The organism is Microbacterium sp. NPDC055521 (genome assembly GCF_053619695.1).
In genome coordinates this window covers 299,787-317,262 of record NZ_JBSHJX010000001.1, presented here as the reverse complement: position 1 = coordinate 317,262, position 17,476 = coordinate 299,787, and the positions used below count along the sequence as shown (strand labels likewise).

Sequence of the window (17,476 nt, the reverse complement as noted above, 5' to 3'; positions counted from 1 at the left end):
GCGAAGGGAGCACGGATGGCGGCCGCAGAAGAGGGCGAGTTCCTCATCGTCACCGGGATGTCGGGAGCCGGCCGCACCACAGCGGCGAACGCACTCGAGGACCTCGGCTGGTACGTGGTCGACAACCTGCCCCCGCAGATCCTGCGGCCCCTTCTCGAGCTCACCGACATGGGTGCCGGGAACCTTCCGAAGATCGCGGCTGTCGTCGACGTCCGCGGTCGCGGGCTGTTCGACGAGCTGCCCGATGTGTACCGTGTGCTGCGCCGCCGCGGCGGGGTGAAGGTGCTCTACCTCGACGCGTCCGATGACGTGCTCGTGCGTCGATTCGAGGCGGTGCGCCGGCCGCATCCGCTGCAGGGCGACGGCACCCTGCTCGACGGCATCCGCACCGAGCGCGCTCGTCTGGCCACCATCCGCGAATCGGCCGATCTGCTCATCGACACGTCGACGCTGAACATCCACCAGCTGGCGATGCAGGTCACCGAAATGTTCTCGGAGGAGGGCACGGCCCGGCACCGCCTCACCATCCTCAGCTTCGGCTTCAAGTACGGTCTGCCCACCGACGTCGACCTCGTGGCCGACATGCGGTTCCTGCCGAACCCGTTCTGGAACGAGGAGCTGCGCGACTTCACCGGGCGCGACGAGCCGGTGCGCGAGTACGTGCTGGGCCTGCCCGGCTCCGAGCAGTTCCTCGACGCGTACGCCGCGGCGCTGCGCCCGGTGCTCGAGGGGTATCAGCGCGAGAACAAGAGTCACTCGACGGTCGCCATCGGCTGCACCGGCGGCAAGCACCGCTCGGTGGCGATGAGCGAGGAGCTGGCTCGCCGCCTGGCCGACGTGCCCGGCGTCGCCGTCAACGTGCGCCACCGCGACCTCGGTCGGGAGTGACCGCCGATCCGGTGGCGTCCGCCCGGCGGGAGGCAGCCGCTCGGGTCGGTGCGCGGCCTCCGGGCCTTGTAGGCTAGTCCCTTGCGTCGCGATCCGACGCCTGGATCATGAGGAGTCCCGTGGCACTAACCACCGACGTCAAGGCCGAGCTCGTCAGCGTGCGCAACGCACCCCCGACGGTGCGCGTCGCTGAGGTGACGACCATCCTGCGTTTCGCGGGCGGTCTGCACTCCATCGCCGGTCGGGTCGCGGTCGAGGCCGAGGTGGATGCCGAGCTGCTGGCGCGTCGTGTCAGCCGCGACCTCGCCGAGATCTATGGTGTGCGTCCCGAGATCGCGCAGGTCAAGGCCAGCGTTGCGAGCACGAGTGGATCCACGAGCGGCGCCCGCTGGGCGGTTCGCGTCATCGCGGCGGGGGAGACCCTGGCACGCCAGACGGGTCTGCTCGACGCGCGACGCCGGCCGGTGCGCGGCCTGCCCAACCGTCTCACCACCGGCTCTCCCGAGGAGCTCGCCGGCATCTGGCGCGGGGCGTTCCTGGCATCCGGATCCCTCAGCGAGCCCGGACGATCGGCCATGCTCGAGATCTCGTGCCCGTCCGGCGAGGCCGCGATGGCGCTCGTCGGCGCCGCGCATCGCCTCGGCGTCGCGGCGAAGGCCCGCGAGGTGCGCGGCCTGCCGCGCGTGGTCGTGCGTGAAGGCGAGGCGATCCGTGCCATCCTCACCGCGATGGGCGCCCGCCGCACGGCCGTCGCGTGGGAGGAGATGCGCCAGCGCCGCGAGGTGCGCGCGGGCGTGAACCGCCTCGTCAACTTCGACGACGCGAACCTGCGTCGATCGGCGCAGGCGGCCGTGGCCGCATGCGCTCGCGTCGAGCGCGCACTCGAGATCCTGGGCGACGACGTGCCCGAGCATCTGCGCACCGCGGGAAGCCTCAGGCTCGCGCATCGCGACGCGAGCCTCGACGAGCTGGGGCATCACGCTGACCCGCCGCTGACCAAGGACGCCGTGGCCGGCCGCATCCGACGGCTGCTCGCCATGGCCGACAAGCGCGCCCAGCAGGAGGGCATCCCCGGCACAGAGGCTGCTGTGCCTGCCGGTCTCGACGGCTGAGGTCGCGGCGAGTCCGTCATTCGGAACATCCGGCCGCCCGCGGCGTTGTCGTCAGTAGGATGAAAAACGTCTGCTCTGCGAGGCACTTCGGCGTCGCAGAGGATCGGCAAGCGCCGTGGCGCGGCGCGGATTGGATGAAATCGACATGGCGACCTACACGCTCCCCGACCTTCCCTATGACTTCGCGGCACTGGAACCGCACATCAGCGGCAAGATCATGGAACTGCACCATGACAAGCACCACGCCGCATACGTCGCCGGTGCCAACGCGGCACTCGACGGCCTGGCCGAGGCCCGCGAGAGCGGCAACCTCGCCAACGTGAACAAGTTCGAGAAGGACCTCGCGTTCAACCTCGGCGGTCACGTCAACCACTCGATCTTCTGGACCAACCTCTCGCCCGAGGGCGGCGGACAGCCCGAAGGCGAGCTCAAGGCCGCGATCGACGAGTTCTTCGGCTCGTTCGAGAAGTTCCAGGCGCACTTCGCCGCAGCCGCGGCCGGCATCCAGGGCTCGGGCTGGGCGGTGCTCAGCTGGGACCCGATCGGTGCTCGCTTGATCATCCAGCAGCTGTTCGACCAGCAGGGCAACACCGCGCAGGGCACCATCCCGCTGTTCCAGCTCGACATGTGGGAGCACGCCTTCTACCTCGACTACCTCAACGTGAAGGCCGACTACATCAAGGCCGCGTGGAACATCGCGAACTGGGAGAACGTGGCGTCACGCTTCGAGATCGCACGCGAGAAGACCTCCGGTCTGCTGGTACTGTCGTGAAAGACCGGCGTCCTAATGGGCGCTCGGCCCATTAGGACGCCGTTGTCCGTGCATTCCGTAAGAATTACGCATTTCCCCGAGTAAGAACCAGGAGACTTTCGTGTCTGTCAAGATCGGTATCAACGGCTTCGGTCGTATCGGACGTAACTTCCTTCGTGCGGCGCTCGCACAGAACGCTGACATCGAGATCGTCGCGGTCAACGACCTCACGGACAACGCCGCACTGGCGCACCTGCTCAAGTACGACTCGGTCGGCGGTCCGCTCGGCGTCGAGGTCACCCACAAGGGCGACGTCATCACCGTGGGCGGCAAGGACATCAAGGTGTTCGAGGAGCGCGACCCCGCAGCCCTGCCGTGGGGGGAGCTCGGCGTAGACATCGTCATCGAGTCCACCGGACGGTTCACCAAGGCCGCCGACGCCTCGAAGCACATCGCCGGCGGTGCCAAGAAGGTCATCATCTCGGCGCCCGGTACCGATGTCGACGGCACGTTCGTGATGGGCGTGAACGAGGACACCTACGACTCCGCCACGATGAACGTCATCTCGAACGCCTCGTGCACCACGAACTGCCTCGCGCCCCTCGCCAAGGTCTTCAACGACAAGTTCGGCATCGAGCGCGGCTTCATGATGACCGCGCACGCCTACACCGCAGACCAGAACCTGCAGGACGGCCCGCACAGCGACCTGCGCCGTGCCCGCGCCGCCGCGGTCAACATCGTGCCCGCATCGACCGGTGCAGCCAAGGCCATCGGCCTCGTGCTTCCCGAGCTCAACGGCAAGCTCAGCGGCTCGTCGTACCGCGTGCCCGTTCCCACCGGCTCGATCGTCGACCTCACGATCATCGCCGAGCGCGACGGCCTGACGGTCGACGAGATCAACGCCGCGTACCGCGAGGCGGCAGCCGAGGGGCGCCTGCAGGGCATCCTGGAGTACACCGAGGACCCGATCGTCTCGAGCGACATCCAGCTGAACCCGCACTCGTCGATCTTCGACGCGGAGCTGACCAACGTCAGCGGCAACCTCGTCAAGGTCTCGAGCTGGTACGACAACGAGTGGGGCTACTCCAACCGCCTCGTCGACCTCACCGAGTACGTCGCCGAGCGTCTCTGAGTCATGGCGCTGCGCACTCTCGAGTCACTGGGGTCCCTGGCGGGCAGACGGGTCATCGTCCGCTGCGACCTGAACGTCCCGCTGAAGGACGGCGTCATCACCGATGACGGTCGCGTCAGGGCCTCGCTGCCCACCCTCACCGCCCTCACCGATGCCGGCGCACGCGTGATCGTGTGCTCGCACCTGGGGCGGCCTGACGGAGCTCCCGACCCCCAGTACAGCCTCGAGCCGGTCGCGCAGCGGCTGTCGGAACTGCTCGACGCCCCCGTCGCCTTCGCGACGGACACCGTGGGCGATTCCGCACGCGAGATCGTCGCAGGTCTCGAGGACGGCGCGATCGCCGTCCTCGAGAACCTGCGGTTCAACCCCGGTGAGACCGCGAAGGACGACGCGGCTCGCGCGGCGTTCGCCGGGCAGCTCGCCGAGCTCGGCGACGCTCTCGTCTCAGACGGGTTCGGCGTCGTGCACCGCAAGCAGGCCAGCGTCTACGACCTGGCCGAGCTGCTGCCGTCCGCCGCGGGACTGCTGATCGCCGCCGAGCTGGACGTGCTCGACCGGCTCACCGAGAACCCCGAGCGCCCGTATACGGTCGTGCTCGGCGGATCGAAGGTGAGCGACAAGCTCGGCGTGATCTCGCACCTGCTGCCGCGCGTCGATCGGCTGCTCATCGGCGGCGGGATGCTCTTCACCTTCCTCGCGGCGAAGGGCCACTCTGTGGCCGCCAGCCTGCTCGAGAAGGAACAGCTCGACACTGTGCGCGGCTACATCGCCGAGGCGAAGGAGCGCGGCGTCGAGCTCGTGCTGCCGACCGACGTCGTGGTCGCCTCCGGATTCGCCGCCGACGCCGATCACGAGATCGTGGCGGCGGATGCCATCGAGCAGAGCTCGTTCGGGGCATCCGGGATCGGGCTCGACATCGGCCCCGACACCGCGGCCGCGTTCGCCGACGCGGTGCGATCGTCTGCGACCGTCTTCTGGAACGGGCCGATGGGCGTGTTCGAGTTCCCGGCCTTCGCGGCAGGGACGAAGACCGTCGCGCAGGCGCTCACCGAGATCGACGGCCTCGGCGTGGTCGGCGGCGGGGATTCTGCGGCCGCCGTGCGTCAGCTCGGATTCTCGGACGATCAGTTCGGACACATCTCGACGGGCGGAGGCGCCAGCCTCGAGTTCCTCGAGGGCAAGAAGCTACCGGGCCTCACGGTCCTCGGATGGGAGTGAACCCTGTGACCAGCGCGCAGAACCGCCGCACCCCGCTCATCGCGGGCAACTGGAAGATGAACCTCGATCACCTGCAGGCGGTCGCGACCGTGCAGAAGCTGCACTGGACGCTGAAGGACGCCGGGCACGAGGGCGACTCCGTAGAGGTGGCGGTGTTCCCGCCGTTCACCGACATCCGCAGCGTGCAGACGCTCATCGACGCCGACAAGATCCCGTTCGCGCTCGGCGCGCAGGACCTCTCGGCTCACGACTCGGGGGCCTACACCGGAGAGGTGTCGGGCGCATTCCTGTCGAAGCTCAACGTCGGCTACGTGATCATCGGTCACTCCGAGCGTCGCGAGCACCACCGCGAAGACGACTCGGTCGTGAACGCGAAGGTGAAGGCCGCGCTGAAGCACGGCCTCGTCCCGGTGATCTGCGTGGGCGAGACCGCCGAGGACCTCGAGAAGTTCGGTGCCAGCGCGGTGCCGGCAGGCCAGCTCGAGAAGGCGCTCGAGGGTGTTCCCGCGTCGGCGGAGATCGTCGTGGCGTACGAGCCGGTCTGGGCGATCGGCTCAGGTCAGGCGGCGACCCCTGCTCAGGCGCAGGACGTCTGCGCTTCGCTGCGCGGCGTGCTCGCCACGGTGCTCGACGAAGACGCGGCTGCTCGTACCCGCGTGCTCTACGGGGGATCGGTCAAGTCGAGCAACATCGCCAGCTTCATGCGCGAGCCCGACGTGGATGGTGCGCTGGTGGGCGGCGCAAGCCTCGTCGTCGACGAGTTCGCGGCGATCGTGCGCTTCCAGAAGCACGTCGGCGTGTGAGTCGGGGCGGGGCGCGCGAGCGCCTCGTCCTATAATTGACCGCTAGACGGGCATTCCGGCCCCGGCGAAAGGCTTTCCTCGTGCAGGTTCTCGAGTTCGTTCTGCAGGTGCTCACTGGCGTGACCAGTGTGCTGCTGACGCTCCTCATTCTTCTCCACAAGGGCCGCGGTGGCGGCCTGTCCGATATGTTCGGCGGGGGGATGTCGGCTGCGGTCGGCTCCTCGGGTCTCGCTGAGCGCAACCTCAACCGTTTCACGATCGTGCTCGCCCTGATCTGGTTCATCTCGATCGTCGCGCTCGGTCTCATCACGAAGTTCCAGGTGATCTGATGGCTACCGGAGGCAACGCGATCCGCGGCACACGTGTCGGCTCGGGTCCCATGGGCGAGCAGGACCACGGCTACCACGCCGACCGCATCCCCGTGTCGTACTGGGACGGACTCGGCAATGAGACCGTCCGCTACTTCGCGGCCGGTCTTCCCGATGAGGAGATCCCCGAGACCATCGACCACCCGCAGAGCGGCCTGCCCGCAGGGCGCGATCGGCAGAACCCGCCGATGCTCGCCAAGCCGGAGCCGTACAAGACGCACCTCGCGTACGTGAAGGAGCGCCGCACCGACGAAGAGGCCGAGCAGCTTCTCGAGGATGCCCTCACGCAGCTGCGCGAGCGCCGCGGCGGCAACTGAGAGTCGACGTGCAGAACCCCTGGAGTCACCGACTCCGGGGGTTCTTCGCGTCACGGGCTCTGCGCGGGCCGGCGGTCGCAGCCGGATGCCGGGACCGCCCGCGCATGCGAGAAGGCCCCCACCGTGAGGTGGGGGCCTTCGTCAGGAGAGGGGATGACGGGAATCGAACCCGCGTCATTAGTTTGGAAGACTAAGGCTTTACCATTAAGCTACATCCCCGGAATTCCGGCGGTGTCTCGCCTCTCAGGCGCCCGCCGAGCGGAGCACCTCGTAAAGCATAGCGGACGGAGCCACGTGTTCCGTCCGTTAGACTCGTCAGGGCCGTTCCCGTGTGCGCGGGTTCAAGCCGGGGCGTAGCTCAGCTTGGTAGAGCGCCCGCTTTGGGAGCGGGAGGTCGCAGGTTCAAATCCTGTCGCCCCGACCACGGTCGAAGACTTCACGACCGCGTCGTCAACGCGGAAACCACAAGGAGACACATCAGCATGGCCAACAGCACCGTCGAGAAGCTGTCCCCGACCCGGGTCAAGCTCACCATCACGGTCACCCCTGAGGACCTCAAGCCCAGCATCGCGCACGCCTACGAGCACATCGCTCAGGATGTGCAGATCCCCGGCTTCCGCAAGGGCAAGGTTCCCGCTCCGATCATCGACCAGCGCGTCGGCCGCGGCGCCGTCATCGAACATGCCGTGAACGAGGCCCTGGACGGCTTCTTCCGCGAGGCTGCGGCCGAGCACAACGTCCGCATCGTCGGCCGTCCGGCCGCCGACATCACGCAGTGGCCGAACGAGAAGGACTTCTCGGGTGACCTGCTCGTCGACATCGAGGTCGATGTGCGCCCCGAGATCGAGCTTCCCGAGCTCTCGGAGATCACCCTCACCGTCGACGCCGTCGAGGCCGACGAGGCCGCGATCGACGCCGAGCTCGACAGCCTGCGCGCGCGCTTCGGCACCCTGATCCCCGTCGATCGTCCCGCCGCCACCGGCGACTTCGTCGAACTCGATCTCGTCGCCACCATCGACGGCGCCGAGATCGACCGTGCCGAGGGCGTGTCGTACGAGATCGGCTCCGGTGAGCTGCTGGAGGGCATCGACGAGGCGCTCGACTCGCTCACCGCGGGCGAGGAGACCACGTTCCGCTCTGCTCTCGTGGGCGGCGACCACGCCGGCGAGCAGGCCGAGGTGTCGGTCACGCTCAAGGCTGTCAAGGAGCGCGAGCTGCCCGAGGCCGACGACGACTTCGCTCAGATGGCGTCGGAGTTCGACACGGTCGCCGAGCTGCGCGACAGCCTCGCCGAGCGCGTCGCACAGCAGGGCGTCTTCACCCAGGGTGCCGCCGCTCGCGACCAGCTCATCGAGACGCTCCTCGAGCAGGTCGAGATCCCCGTTCCGGCGCAGCTCATCGAGGACGAGGTGCACGCGCACCTCGAGAACGAGAACCGCCTCGAGGACGACGAGCACCGTGCCGAGGTCGCCGAGGCCAGCGAGAAGCAGTTCCGCACGCAGGTGCTGCTCGACACGATCGCCGAGAACGCGAACGTGCAGGTCTCGCAGGAGGAGCTCAGCCAGTACCTCATCCAGTCGGCCGCGCAGTACGGCATGGCTCCGCAGGAGTTCGTCGAGGCGCTGCAGGGCGCAGGCCAGCTGCCCGCCCTGGTCGGCGAGGTCGCCCGCAACAAGGCGCTGGCGGCGACCCTCGGCAAGGTGAACATCGTCGACAGCAACGGCAAGAAGGTCGACCTGTCGGAGTTCATCGGCGACGCCGAGGACGACGACGCGGCTGCGGCTGAGGCTGAGGCTGAGGCTGAGTCTGTCGAGGACAAGCCCGCGAAGAAGAAGGCTCCCGCGAAGAAGAAGGCTCCCGCGAAGAAGAAGGCTCCGGCCGAGAAGGACGCCGACGCCGAGGGTGACGCAGAGAAGCCCGCGAAGAAGGCTCCGGCCAAGAAGGCAGCTGCGAAGAAGGACGAGGCCGAGAAGGCCGAGTGATCATCGCATGATCGAACGAAGGGCGGATGCTGCGGCATCCGCCCTTCGGCGTATGAGGAGAGACGACATGGATCATCTGCCCGACCAGTGGCAGTCGCGCGTCGACGCGGTGTGGGACGACGACGCCCTGGACGACCGAGAGCGCATCGCCCGGATCGACGAGATCGCCGCGGAGCTCGACGCAGGGCATCCGGTCGCACTGTTCGAACGCGCCGGTGCGCGCGACAGCGCGGGGGAGGAGGAGGCGGCCGAGCCGCTCTATCGGGCCGCGCTCGACGCCGGCCTGGATCCCGATCGGCGCACGCAGGCGGTCATCCAGCTCGCCAGCACCATCCGCAACCTCGGCAGAGTCGACGAGTCGCTCGCGCTGCTGGCCGACGAGTACGAGCGCACGCGCGGACAGGCGCTGGCCGACGAGGCGGCGGCGTTCTACGCCCTCGCGCTGGTCTCGGCGGGTGACGCGACGCGCGGGGCATCCATCGCCCTGACCGCCCTCGCCCCGCATCTGAACCGCTACACGCGTTCGGTGACCGGGTACGCCGCCGAGCTGCTCGAGGGGCCGAGGGCATGAGCGCCGTCCCGCCACGCTGATATGCCGACGGCGAACACGGCCGGGGGCGCACGCCGCCGCCGGTAGATTCGAACCACCGACACACGGAAACAGGAGCTGACATGGCTGAACCCCTGATGGCGACGAGCGTCTTCGACAGACTGCTCAAGGACCGCATCATCTGGCTGGGCTCTGAGGTGCGCGACGAGAACGCGAACGAGATCTGCGCGAAGATCCTCCTTCTCGCCGCCGAGGACTCGGAGAAGGACATCTACCTCTACATCAACTCTCCCGGTGGGTCGATCACCGCGGGCATGGCGATCTACGACACCATGCAGTTCGTGCCCAACGACATCGTCACGGTCGGCATCGGCATGGCGGCCTCGATGGGACAGCTGCTGCTGACCAGCGGCACCAAGGGCAAGCGCTACATCACCCCCAACGCCCGCGTGCTTCTGCACCAGCCGCACGGCGGCTTCGGCGGAACCGCGAGCGACATCCAGACCCAGGCGCAGCTGATCCTGTCGATGAAGCGCCGCCTGGCCGAGATCACGGCGGGTCAGACCGGCAAGACGGTCGAGCAGATCAACGAGGACGGCGATCGGGACCGCTGGTTCACCGCCGACGAGGCCCTCGAGTACGGCTTCGTCGACCACATCCGCGAGCACGCCAGCGACGTCACCGGCGGCGGCGGCACCGGCGCAGACCAGTAAGGAAGGCACACACACATGCACACCCCCACCTTCCGCGCTGCCGGAAACCTGCCCTCCAGCCGCTACGTGCTGCCCCAGTTCGAAGAGCGCACGGCCTACGGCTTCAAGCGCCAGGACCCGTACAACAAGCTGTTCGAAGACCGCGTGATCTTCCTCGGCGTGCAGGTCGACGACGCCTCGGCCGACGACGTCATGGCACAGCTGCTCGTGCTCGAGAGCCAGGACGCCGAGCGCGACATCACCATGTACATCAACTCGCCCGGCGGATCGTTCACGGCGATGACGGCGATCTACGACACCATGCAGTACGTCGCGCCGCACATCCAGACGGTCGTCCTCGGACAGGCCGCCTCCGCGGCATCCGTTCTGCTCGCCGCGGGAACCCCGGGCAAGCGACTTGCCCTGCCCAACGCCCGCGTGCTCATGCACCAGCCGGCGATGGGCGAGGCCGGCCACGGCCAGGCATCCGACATCGAGATCCAGGCAGCCGAGATCCTGCGCATGCGCACCTGGCTCGAGGAGACCATGGCTCACCACACCGGCAAGGCGGTCGAGCAGGTCAACCGCGACATCGACCGCGACAAGATCCTGTCGGCGAGCGAGGCGCTCGAGTACGGCATCGTCGATCAGGTGCTCACCTCGCGCAAGCGCGCCTGACGCCCCTCGACGAAAGAGCGGCCCGGACACTCGTCCGGGCCGTTCTTTCGTGCGCGGAACGCTCATCGAGCCCTGCGCGCTGCTCGCACCGCCAGCGGCCGCGAGTACGCTGGAGTTCCCACCATTCCCCACCTGGAGGCCTTCGTGACCGCATCGCTCGCCCGGCACATCGATCACACACTGCTCAAGCCCGAGGCGACGAGCGCCGACATCGTCGCCGCGATCGCGGAGGCCGCCGACCTCGGAACCTACAGTGTGTGCCTGTCACCATCGGCTCTGCCCGTCGACCTGCGCGGCGAGTTGAAGCTCGCGGTCGTGGTCGGCTTCCCCAGCGGCAAGCATCACTCGTCGATCAAGGCGGCCGAAGCGGCTCTCGCGGTGGAGCAGGGTGCTGATGAGCTCGACATGGTCATCGACATCGGCGCGGCTGTCGAAGGGCGCTACGCCGACGTCGAGGCAGACATCCGCGCCGTGCGCGACGCCGCCCCGCGACCCGTCGTGCTCAAGGTGATCATCGAGTCGGCCGCGCTGACCGACGAGGCCATCGTGGCCGTGTGCCGTGCGGCGGAGAGCGCGGGCGCCGACTTCGTGAAGACGTCCACCGGCTTCCATCCTGCCGGTGGTGCCACTGTGCACGCCGTGGCCCTCATGAAGCAGACGGTCGGCGACAGGCTCGAGGTCAAGGCCTCAGGAGGCATCCGCACCGCAGCCGACGCCGACGCGATGATCGAGGCGGGCGCGACACGGCTGGGACTGTCGTCATCACGCGCCATCCTCGACGGCGCGAAGGCCGCAGAGGGCTACTGAGCAGCACGCGAGCGAACGGCGCGCTCCAATGCGGCCCTGTGTCGGTGCGTGCGGTTAGGCTCGATTGACGGCATCAGGACCCTGCCTGGCCGAATGCTCGAGGAGGACGCGCATGGCACGCATCGGTGAAAGCGCTGATCTGTTCAAATGCTCTTTCTGCGGCAAGAGCCAGAAGCAGGTGCAGCAGCTCATCGCCGGTCCCGGTGTCTACATCTGCGACGAGTGCGTCGAGCTGTGCAACGAGATCATCGAAGAGCGCATGGCCGAGGCCGGCACCGGCCCGGTGGCCGACTTCGAGCTGCCGAAGCCCCGAGAGATCTTCTCGTTCCTCGAGGAGTACGTGGTGGGCCAGGAGCCGGCGAAGCGCTCGCTCGCCGTTGCCGTGTACAACCACTACAAGCGCGTGCGTGCCCGGGGCACGATCCAGTCCGCCGAGCAGAAGGCGGAGGAGGTCGAGGTCGCGAAGAGCAACATCCTCATGCTCGGCCCGACCGGCTGCGGCAAGACGTATCTCGCGCAGACGCTCGCCAAGCGCCTGAACGTGCCGTTCGCGGTCGCCGATGCGACGGCTCTCACCGAGGCCGGCTACGTCGGCGAGGATGTCGAGAACATCCTGCTCAAGCTGCTGCAGGCGGCCGACTACGACACCAAGCGCGCCGAGACGGGCATCATCTACATCGACGAGATCGACAAGATCGCCCGCAAGGCCGAGAACCCCTCGATCACCCGCGACGTCTCGGGTGAGGGCGTGCAGCAGGCGCTGCTGAAGATCCTCGAGGGCACGGTCGCCTCGGTTCCGCCGCAGGGCGGGCGCAAGCACCCGCACCAGGAGTTCCTGCAGATCGACACGACGAACGTGCTGTTCATCGTCGCCGGCGCCTTCGCCGGGCTGGAGGAGATCATCTCGGCCCGCGTCGGCAAGCACGGCGTCGGCTTCGGCGCTCCGCTGCACGACAAGGGCAAGGACCTCGACCTGTTCAGCGAGGTGCTGCCCGAGGACCTGCACAAGTTCGGGCTCATCCCCGAGTTCATCGGCCGTCTGCCGGTCGTCACCTCGGTGTCGCCGCTCGATCAGGATGCCCTGGTCGACATCCTCACCGGGCCGCGCAACGCGCTCGTGAAGCAGTATCAGCGCATGTTCGACATCGACGGCGTGCAGCTGGAGTTCGAGGACGACGCACTGCGTTCCATCGCCGACCTCGCCGTGCTGCGCAAGACCGGCGCGCGCGGCCTCCGTGCGATCCTCGAAGACGTGCTCGGCCCGATCATGTTCGAGATCCCGTCGGCGGAGGATGTGTCGAAGGTCGTGGTCACGAAGGCCGCGGTCGAGGACGGCGCCCCTCCGACGGTCGTCCTCTCGCGCAAGCGCAAGAGCGCCTGAGCGGCGTGACAGACGAGCACCCGCAGGCCTGGCGCGTCGCCGACGGCACGCAGATCGTCAAAGATCGCTGGATCGACCTGCGCGCCGACACGTGCGTGGACGGTCGAGGCCGCACCATCGCGCCCTACTACGTCCTGAACCCGGCCGACTGGATCACCGTTCTCGCCGTCGACGAGTCCGGTCAGGCGATCGTGGTCGAGGAGTACCGTCACGGTGCCGGCATCGTCGCGATCGGACTGGTAGGCGGCGCGGTCGACGAGGGGGAGAGCCCCAGGGATGCCGCGCTGCGCGAACTGCGGGAAGAGACGGGCTATGTCGCCGGCGAGATGATCGACCTCGGCTCGACCTGGGCGAACTGGGGAAACCACACCAACCGGTCGCACCACTTCCTCGCGCGGGGCTGCCGCCGGGTCGCCGCGCAGTCGCTCGACGACAGCGAGATCATCACCGTGCACCTGGAGCCGGTCGACTCCCTCGGCGATCGACTCGAGCAGAGCTACCACCTGCTCACCTGGATGAAGGCGATGCCGCGGCTGCACGGGGCTGCAGCCGACTGAGCAGGGCATCGCCGGGGTCGTGCATCTTTCCGAAGTGCGGCCGCAGCCGGAGCCGAGCCGCAGCCTGAGCCGGCGCCGGGCCCTCAGCCCTCGAGTCCGCGGCGCTTCAGCAGCGGGGCGATCTCGGCATCCCGACCGCGGAAGTCGCGGTAGGCCTCCAGCGGATCCTTCGAGCCGCCCACGCCGAGCAGGCGCGAGCGGAAGCGGTCACCGTTCTCGCGCGTGAGTCCGCCGTTCTCGCGGAACCACTCCACGGTGTCGGCGTCGAGCACCTCGCTCCAGATGTACGAGTAGTACCCGGCGCTGTAGCCGCCCGAGAAGACGTGCGCGAAGTACGCCGACGAGTAGCGGGTGGGCACGACGGGGTTGAGCAGCCCCACATCGGCCAGCGCCGCGCGTTCGAACTCCGCGACGTCAGCCACTGCTGAGCCGGCACCGGCCCGGTGCCAGGCCTGGTCGAGCCAGGCTGCCGCCAAATACTCGCTGGTCGCGTGTCCCTGGTCGAACGTCTCCGAGGCGCGCAGCCGCTCGACGATGCCGGCGTCGAGCGGCTCGCCGGTCTCGTGGTGTCGTGCGTAGCTGCTCAGCACCTCGGGCCACAGGATCCACATCTCGTTGACCTGACTGGGGAACTCGACGAAGTCGCGGAACACGTTCGTCCCCGAGAAGTGCGGGTAGGTGACGCGAGCGAACAGCCCGTGCAGCGCATGCCCGAACTCGTGGAACAGCGTGGTGACCTCGTCGAGGGTCAGCAGCGTGGGCATCCCGTCGGCGGGGCGTGAGACGTTGAGGTTGTTCGCGACCACCGGCAGGGTGCCGCGCAGAGCCGACTCGCTGACGATCGGGTTCATCCACGCACCGCCGCGCTTGGTGTCGCGAGTGTACAGGTCGAGCACGTAGAGCCCGACCGCCGAACCGTCTTCATCATGCACCTCGAAGACCCGCGCATCCGGATGGTACGACGACAGATCCGAGCGCTCGGTGAAGGTGATGCCGTACAGCTTCGTCGCGGCGAAGAAGACACCGTCGCGCAGCACCCGTTCGGCCTCGAAGTACCCTCGAAGCTCGGCCGTGTCGATGTCGAAACGGGCCTGACGCACCTTCTCGGTGTAGAAGGCCCAGTCGTGGGCCTCGAGGGCGAACGGCTGGGTCTCGTTCTCGTCGATGATCTGCTGCAGCGCCGCACCCTCGCGCTGAGCGTTGCGAGCCGCCGGAACCGCGAGCTCGCGCAGCATCCGCTCCACCGCCTCAGGGGTGCCCGCCGTCTCGTCGGCCGTGATGTACGCCGCGTGCGATTCGTATCCCAGCAGGGCAGCCCGCTCGGCGCGGAGCGCGACGATCTCGGCGAGCACCGCGCGGTTGTCGTTCTCGTTGCCGCGTGAGGCACGGGCGAGCGACGCGTGCATGATGCGGCGGCGGCTCTCGCGCGCGGTGAGGGATGCCAGGTACGGATGCCCGCTGAACAGCGGCAGCGAGACGAGGTACCTGCCCTCGAACCCGCGCTCGGCAGCGGCGCGGGCGGTGGCGCTGAGCTCTCCCGCGGAGAGACCGTCGAGGTCCTCGGCGTCGTCGAAGATCACCGCGAGATCGTTCGTGTCGCTCAGCAGGTTCTTCTCGAACGTCGTGCTGAGGGTCGACAGGCGCTGATTCAGCGCGGTCAGCCGCGCCTTCGAATCGTCGTCGAGCGCCGCCCCTGCGTGCGTCATCTCGCGGAAGTGCCGCTGAACGAGGTAACGCTGCTCGTCGGTGAGGTCGAGCCGGTCGAGCATCGAATGCACCTGCGCCACCCGCCAGTACAGCGCACCGTCGAGGCGGATCGCGTCGTCGTGCGCGGCCATCAGCGGGGCGAGCTGCTCATCGATCCGCTGGATCTCGGGCGTCGCATCCGCCGAGCTGACGGTATAGAAGGCGTGGGCGACCCGATCCAGCGTCTCGCCGCTGCGCTCCAGAGCCTCGATCGTGTTCTCGAAGGTCGGCATCGAGCGCACCACGGTGATGGCGCGCACCTGGGTGAGGTGCTCGTCGAACGCCATCGCGAATGCCGGCAGGTAGTGCTCGGGCCGGATGCTGGCGTAATCCGGCATCCCGTACGGAAGCGTCGAGGGGGACAGCAGCGGATTAGAGGCCTCGGTCATGAGCCGAGTCTATGATCACACCGTCAGCGGCTGAGGCGGCCCATCACCCGCTGCAGTCCTTCGACGACCAGCCGAACGCTGCGTCGACGCAGGGTCTCGGGGCGGGCGAGCACATCGATCAGCCGATGCGTGCTCACACCGAGCAGGGGGATCCGCACGATCTCGCTCTCGTCGGCACTGCGCGAGGTGAAGCGGGGGAGCAGCCCCACGACGTCGCCCGCGGCGACGGCGGCGGCCACCGCCCCGTAGTCGTTGATGCGATGCTGCACACGGGGGGCGATGTTCGCGACGGCGGCGATCGCACCCAGCACGTCATCGGGGGAGTAGCCGACCCGGCTCGTCACCCAGCGCTCGGCGGCGATGTCCGACGGTGACACCGACGAGCGGTCGGCGAGCGGATGCGATGTCGCGACCGCCACGTCGAGCGGTTCGCGCACGAGGGTCAGACTGCGCACGCCCTGCGACGGCCACGGTTCGGAATGCTCCATCCGATGCGCGAGCACGAGATCGTACCGCGCGGTGAGAGCGGGGAACTCGCTCTGCGCGACATCCTCGTCGGTCAGCTGCACGGTCGGCGAGTCGTCGCTCTCGGCGAGGTCGCGCAGCAGAGCACCGAACAGAGCCTGACCCGCACTGTGGAATCCGCTCACCGTGACCACCCCTGCGGCATCCTGCTCGAACGCCTCCAGCGCCCCGCGGGCGGCTGCCATGGCGTCGAGTGCGGCGCCCCCCGCCTCGGCGAGAACTCGACCCGCAGCGGTCAGCACGAGAGTGCGCCCCTGGCGGCGGGTCAGCGGCGTGCGTACGCCGCGCTGCAGAGCGGCGAGCTGCTGCGAGACGGCCGACGGCGTCACGCGAAGCGCATCGGCCACCGCGGTGACGCTGCCGAGGGCGCCGAGCTCGCGCAGGATCTGCAGCTGATGGAGTTCCACGCTCTCATCCTAGTTTCAGAGGAACTTAATGAACCGTGCAGAAAGAGGTCGTTGCTCTACAACGTGGTGTGGAGTGGGATCGAAGCATGAAGGCACTGTTCAAGCGCGAGCCGCGTGCCGGCTTCGAGCTCGTCGATCGACCCGATCCGGTGGCGGACGCCGGGGAGGTCGTCATCCGCGTGCTGCGCGCCGGCATCTGCGGCACGGATCTGCACATCCACCGCTGGGACGACTGGGCCGCGTCTGCGATCTACACGCCGCTGATCCCCGGGCACGAGTTCTACGGCGAGGTCGTCGAGGTCGGCGACATGGTGCACGACATCTCGATCGGTGACCGCGTGTCGGGCGAAGGGCACATCGTGTGCGGCACGTGCCGCAACTGCCGCGCGGGGCGTCGGCAGATGTGCATCCGCACCATCGGTCTCGGCCTGCAGCGCGACGGCGCCTTCGCCGAGTACCTGTCCCTTCCCGCCACCAACGTGTGGGTGCATCACGACGACGTGGCGCCCGAGCTCGGCGCGATCTTCGATCCGCTCGGCAACGCCGTGCACACCGCGCTGATGTACCACGTGGTCGGCGAGGACGTGCTGATCACGGGATGCGGCCCGATCGGTCTCATGTCCATCGCTGTCGCGCGCCACGCCGGCGCGCGGTTCATCGTCGCAACCGACGTCAGCGCGCCGCGGCTCGAGATGGCGACGCAGATGGGCGCCGACGCGGTCGTCGACGTCTCGCGCCAGGACATCCGCGAGGCGCAGCGTGCGCTCGGAATGCGCGAGGGCTTCGACATCGGCTTCGAGATGAGCGGCGCGCCCTCGGCGCTTCCCGCCATGATCGACAACATGAACCACGGCGGGCAGATCGCGATGCTCGGCCTTCCCAGCGCGGGCTTCGACATCGACTGGGGCAAGCTCGTCACCCACATGCTCACGATCAAGGGCGTCTACGGACGCGAGATGTTCGAGACCTGGAACGCCATGGGCGCCATGCTGCAGACCAGCGCGACCCTGCGCGAATCGATCACCCGCGTGATCGCCGACGTGATCCCCGCGCGGGATTGGGAGCGCGGCTTCGCTGCCGCCGAGTCGGCCGGCACGGGCAAGATCATCCTCGACTGGACCGAGCTGTGAGAACCGATGTGAGAACCGAGCTGTGAGAACCGAGCTGTAAGGA

Annotated in this window: 17 protein-coding genes, 2 tRNA genes and 1 pseudogene; 17 read left to right on the top strand and 3 right to left on the bottom strand. The window is 68.2% G+C overall.

The window, feature by feature from the left end; genetic code table 11:
* Positions 1–15: 15 nt before the first annotated feature.
* From rapZ to ACWGSM_RS01500, 8 genes are all read left to right on the top strand, one after another.
* Positions 16–888 (top strand): RNase adapter RapZ, encoded by an 873-nt coding sequence (rapZ, locus tag ACWGSM_RS01535; RefSeq protein ID WP_452321214.1) that lies wholly within the window; start codon positions 16–18, stop codon positions 886–888.
* A gap of 119 nt (positions 889–1,007) precedes the next feature.
* A complete protein-coding gene (whiA, locus tag ACWGSM_RS01530) occupies positions 1,008–2,000 on the top strand; it encodes a DNA-binding protein WhiA (RefSeq protein ID WP_452321213.1) in 993 nt (330 codons plus the stop codon).
* 145 nt (positions 2,001–2,145) lie between these two features.
* Entirely contained in the window at positions 2,146–2,772 is a 627-nt protein-coding gene (locus ACWGSM_RS01525) for a superoxide dismutase (protein ID WP_452321212.1), read from the top strand.
* 100 nt (positions 2,773–2,872) lie between these two features.
* A complete protein-coding gene (gene gap / locus ACWGSM_RS01520; protein ID WP_452321211.1) occupies positions 2,873–3,883 on the top strand; it encodes a type I glyceraldehyde-3-phosphate dehydrogenase in 1,011 nt (336 codons plus the stop codon).
* 3 nt (positions 3,884–3,886) lie between these two features.
* A complete protein-coding gene (locus tag ACWGSM_RS01515) occupies positions 3,887–5,101 on the top strand; it encodes a phosphoglycerate kinase (RefSeq protein WP_452321210.1) in 1,215 nt (404 codons plus the stop codon).
* Positions 5,092–5,904, top strand: a complete 813-nt coding sequence (tpiA, locus tag ACWGSM_RS01510; RefSeq protein WP_452321209.1) for a triose-phosphate isomerase — start codon at positions 5,092–5,094, stop codon at positions 5,902–5,904. The genes ACWGSM_RS01515 and tpiA overlap by 10 nt, the downstream gene beginning before the upstream one ends.
* A gap of 80 nt (positions 5,905–5,984) precedes the next feature.
* A complete protein-coding gene (gene secG, locus ACWGSM_RS01505) occupies positions 5,985–6,233 on the top strand; it encodes a preprotein translocase subunit SecG (protein WP_071643096.1) in 249 nt (82 codons plus the stop codon).
* Positions 6,233–6,589 (top strand): RNA polymerase-binding protein RbpA, encoded by a 357-nt coding sequence (locus ACWGSM_RS01500; protein WP_313356094.1) that lies wholly within the window; start codon positions 6,233–6,235, stop codon positions 6,587–6,589. Before secG ends, ACWGSM_RS01500 begins: the two co-directional genes overlap by 1 nt.
* 148 nt (positions 6,590–6,737) lie before the next feature.
* On the opposite strand, the gene ACWGSM_RS01495 is transcribed toward ACWGSM_RS01500, so the two are convergent.
* Positions 6,738–6,808 (bottom strand) — tRNA-Gly (locus tag ACWGSM_RS01495).
* A 128-nt stretch (positions 6,809–6,936) separates the two neighbouring features.
* Between ACWGSM_RS01495 and ACWGSM_RS01490 the strand changes: the two genes are divergently transcribed.
* The 8 genes and pseudogenes from ACWGSM_RS01490 (at position 6,937) to ACWGSM_RS01455 (ending at position 13,236) form a co-directional block, all read left to right on the top strand.
* A tRNA-Pro gene (locus ACWGSM_RS01490) sits at positions 6,937–7,013 on the top strand.
* A gap of 58 nt (positions 7,014–7,071) precedes the next feature.
* A complete protein-coding gene (gene tig / locus ACWGSM_RS01485) occupies positions 7,072–8,571 on the top strand; it encodes a trigger factor (RefSeq protein WP_452321208.1) in 1,500 nt (499 codons plus the stop codon).
* A 67-nt stretch (positions 8,572–8,638) separates the two neighbouring features.
* Entirely contained in the window at positions 8,639–9,142 is a 504-nt protein-coding gene (locus ACWGSM_RS01480; protein WP_452321207.1) for a tetratricopeptide repeat protein, read from the top strand.
* 89 nt (positions 9,143–9,231) lie between these two features.
* Positions 9,232–9,834: pseudogene (locus ACWGSM_RS01475) on the top strand (ATP-dependent Clp protease proteolytic subunit); the annotation flags it as partial.
* A gap of 15 nt (positions 9,835–9,849) precedes the next feature.
* Positions 9,850–10,491 carry an ATP-dependent Clp protease proteolytic subunit gene (locus ACWGSM_RS01470; RefSeq protein ID WP_452321206.1) on the top strand — a complete coding sequence of 214 codons (642 nt, stop codon included), beginning with the start codon at positions 9,850–9,852 and terminating at the stop codon, positions 10,489–10,491.
* 144 nt (positions 10,492–10,635) lie between these two features.
* Entirely contained in the window at positions 10,636–11,298 is a 663-nt protein-coding gene (deoC, locus tag ACWGSM_RS01465; protein WP_452321205.1) for a deoxyribose-phosphate aldolase, read from the top strand.
* A 112-nt stretch (positions 11,299–11,410) separates the two neighbouring features.
* Positions 11,411–12,679: an ATP-dependent Clp protease ATP-binding subunit ClpX gene (gene clpX, locus ACWGSM_RS01460; RefSeq protein ID WP_452321204.1), complete on the top strand. Its 1,269-nt coding sequence runs from the start codon at positions 11,411–11,413 to the stop codon at positions 12,677–12,679.
* A gap of 5 nt (positions 12,680–12,684) precedes the next feature.
* Positions 12,685–13,236 (top strand): NUDIX hydrolase, encoded by a 552-nt coding sequence (locus tag ACWGSM_RS01455; protein WP_452321203.1) that lies wholly within the window; start codon positions 12,685–12,687, stop codon positions 13,234–13,236.
* An 83-nt stretch (positions 13,237–13,319) separates the two neighbouring features.
* On the opposite strand, the gene ACWGSM_RS01450 is transcribed toward ACWGSM_RS01455, so the two are convergent.
* Together ACWGSM_RS01450 and ACWGSM_RS01445 are read right to left on the bottom strand one after the other, a co-directional pair.
* The gene (locus tag ACWGSM_RS01450) at positions 13,320–15,371 is read right to left on the bottom strand and encodes a M3 family metallopeptidase (protein ID WP_452321202.1); all 2,052 of its coding nucleotides are present in this window, start codon (positions 15,369–15,371) and stop codon (positions 13,320–13,322) included.
* 23 nt (positions 15,372–15,394) lie between these two features.
* Positions 15,395–16,303, bottom strand: coding sequence for a LysR family transcriptional regulator (locus tag ACWGSM_RS01445; protein ID WP_452321201.1), 909 nt, complete (start codon positions 16,301–16,303; stop codon positions 15,395–15,397).
* Between the two features lie 86 nt (positions 16,304–16,389).
* Here ACWGSM_RS01445 and tdh point away from each other — a divergent pair, with 86 nt between their 5' ends.
* Positions 16,390–17,433 (top strand): L-threonine 3-dehydrogenase, encoded by a 1,044-nt coding sequence (tdh, locus tag ACWGSM_RS01440; RefSeq protein WP_452321200.1) that lies wholly within the window; start codon positions 16,390–16,392, stop codon positions 17,431–17,433.
* The last annotated feature ends 43 nt before the right edge of the window (positions 17,434–17,476 follow it).

Coding starts and splice junctions, on each gene's coding strand:
- ACWGSM_RS01500 (WP_313356094.1), top strand. CDS start 6,233: ATGGCTACCGGAGGCAACGCGATCCGCGGCACACGTGTCGGCTCGGGT.
- tpiA (WP_452321209.1), top strand. CDS start 5,092: ATGGGAGTGAACCCTGTGACCAGCGCGCAGAACCGCCGCACCCCGCTC.
- tdh (WP_452321200.1), top strand. CDS start 16,390: ATGAAGGCACTGTTCAAGCGCGAGCCGCGTGCCGGCTTCGAGCTCGTC.
- ACWGSM_RS01515 (WP_452321210.1), top strand. CDS start 3,887: ATGGCGCTGCGCACTCTCGAGTCACTGGGGTCCCTGGCGGGCAGACGG.
- ACWGSM_RS01525 (WP_452321212.1), top strand. CDS start 2,146: ATGGCGACCTACACGCTCCCCGACCTTCCCTATGACTTCGCGGCACTG.
- clpX (WP_452321204.1), top strand. CDS start 11,411: ATGGCACGCATCGGTGAAAGCGCTGATCTGTTCAAATGCTCTTTCTGC.
- ACWGSM_RS01450 (WP_452321202.1), bottom strand. CDS start 15,371: ATGACCGAGGCCTCTAATCCGCTGCTGTCCCCCTCGACGCTTCCGTAC.
- ACWGSM_RS01470 (WP_452321206.1), top strand. CDS start 9,850: ATGCACACCCCCACCTTCCGCGCTGCCGGAAACCTGCCCTCCAGCCGC.
- tig (WP_452321208.1), top strand. CDS start 7,072: ATGGCCAACAGCACCGTCGAGAAGCTGTCCCCGACCCGGGTCAAGCTC.
- ACWGSM_RS01480 (WP_452321207.1), top strand. CDS start 8,639: ATGGATCATCTGCCCGACCAGTGGCAGTCGCGCGTCGACGCGGTGTGG.
- rapZ (WP_452321214.1), top strand. CDS start 16: ATGGCGGCCGCAGAAGAGGGCGAGTTCCTCATCGTCACCGGGATGTCG.